The 2,142-nt window shown below is 68.8% G+C and carries 1 protein-coding gene; it reads left to right on the top strand.

Translation table 11 applies throughout. The features are described from left to right. Positions 1–2,142, top strand: a 2,142-nt coding sequence (locus GWE18_RS41745; protein WP_275191280.1) for a condensation domain-containing protein, incomplete at both ends; no start/stop codon positions are given.

The raw sequence follows: 2,142 nt of genomic DNA, 5'->3' as shown, positions 1-2,142 counted from the left end.
TGGAGGCGGGCTGGCCGGCGCCTTGCGGGCGCACTTAAGTGCGCGGCTGCCGGACTACATGGTGCCGTCGGCGTTCGTGCGGCTATCGGGGCTGCCGCTGACGGTGAACGGCAAGCTCGACCGCAAGGCACTGCCGGCGCCGGCCGACGATGCCTATGTGCGGGCAGCCTATGCGGCGCCGCGCGGCGCGATCGAGACGGCGCTGGCAGAGATCTGGGCGGAGCTTCTCGGGGTCGAGCGGGTCGGACGCCACGACCACTTCTTCGAGCTCGGCGGCCACTCGCTCCTGGCGGTGCAGCTCTTGAGCCGGCTGCGGCGGTTGTCGCTCGGGGTGGAGGTGCGCACCCTATTCGCCAGGCCGGTGCTGGCCGATCTTGCCGCAAGCCTGGGCAGCCATCACGAGGTGGCGGTGCCTGCCAACCTGATCACCGAGCAGAGTACGGCGATCACGCCGCAGATGCTGCCGCTGATCGAGCTGACGCAGGGCGAGATCGACCGGATCGTCGCCACGGTGCCTGGTGGCGTCGGCAACATCCAGGACATTTATGGCCTGTCGCCGCTGCAGGACGGCATCCTGTTCCATCATCTGCTGACCAGCCGGGGCGATCCCTATCTGCTGGTGTCGCAGATGGCGTTTGCCGACCGTGGCCTGTTGGATCGCTATCTTGGTGCGGTTCAGCGGGTGGTGGATCGGCACGACATTCTGCGCACGGCCTTTGTCTGGGAGGGGCTGTCGAGCCCGGCCCAGGTGGTGTGGCGTCGTGCGCCGCTGGAGGTGAGCGAGGTCGAGCTGGATGGCTATGATTGTCCCGGCGCCGATGAGCTCCGGCGCCGGTTTGATCCGCGCCAGCACCGCATCGATCTTGGCCGGGCGCCCTTGTTGCGGTTTGTGACCGCGCGCGAGCCCGGCAGCGGGCGCTGGCTGCTTTTGGAGCTGCAGCATCATTTGATCGGGGATCACACGACGCTGGACGTGATGCATGCCGAGGTGCGGGCCATGCTGGCGGGGCGGGCCTATGAACTGGCCGCGCCGCTGCCATTCCGCAATCTGGTGGCGCAGGCGCGTCTTGCTGTTGATGCCAAGGCGCATGAAGAGTTCTTCCGGGGGCTGCTGGCCGACATCGACGAGCCGACCATGCCGTTCGGGCTAAGCGAGGTCTACGGCGACGGCAGCGGCGTCGGCGAGGCGCATCGGGTGCTGCCGCAGGCGCTCAACGAGCGGCTGCGCGAACAGGCGCGGCGGCTCGGGGTGAGCCTGGCCAGCCTGTGCCATCTGGCCTGGGGGCAGGTGGTGGCGCGCAGCAGCGGCCGCGAGCAGGTGGTGTTCGGCACGGTGCTGTTTGGCCGGATGCATGGCGGCGCCGGTGCCGACCGCACCATGGGCCTGTTCATCAACACCCTGCCGCTGCGGTTTGATCTCGACGGCACCGGGGTTGCGGCGAGCGTGCGCAGCACCCATGCGCAGCTTTCCGAGCTGCTGGCGCACGAGCATGCCTCGCTGGCGCTGGCGCAACGCTGCAGCGGCGTTGCGGCGCCGGCGCCGCTGTTCAGCGCGCTGTTGAACTACCGCCATAACAGGCCGGCGGCCACGCCCGGCTCCGGAACGGATGATGTCCTGTCGGGGATGGAATGGCTGGGCGGCGAGGAGCGCACCAACTATCCCGTGACCCTGTCGGTGGAGGATTATGGCGAAGCGCTCGGGCTGACGGCGCAGGTGGCGGAGCCTGTCTCTGCGGATCGGGTCTGCGGCTACATGCAGCGGGCGCTCGAGCAACTGGCGGAGGCGCTGGAGCATGCCCCCAACACGCCGGTGCGCGAGCTCGACATCCTGCCGTCCGCTGAGCGCGCGTATCTGCTGGAGGAGTTGAACCGGACGGCGGCGGCCTATCCGTCGGAGCGGTGCATCCATGAACTGTTCGAGCAACAGGTCCGGCGCGCACCCGAAGCGGTCGCCCTCGTCCATGAGGACGAGCGCCTGAGCTATGGCGAGCTCAATGCGCGGGCCAACCGGCTGGCGCATCATCTGATCGCGCTCGGGGTCAGGCCGGATCAGCCGGTGGCGATCTGCCTTCAGCGTAGCCTGGCGATGGTGGTGGGGCTCTTGGCGATCCTGAAGGCGGGCGGCGCCTATCTGCCGCTGGA

Source organism: Bradyrhizobium sp. CSA112, from assembly GCF_029051645.1.
In the GTDB taxonomy this organism is placed as follows: Bacteria; Pseudomonadota; Alphaproteobacteria; order Rhizobiales; family Xanthobacteraceae; genus Bradyrhizobium.
The sequence above is the reverse complement of the archived record's forward strand: the minus strand, read 5'-3'. Positions and strand labels throughout refer to the sequence as shown.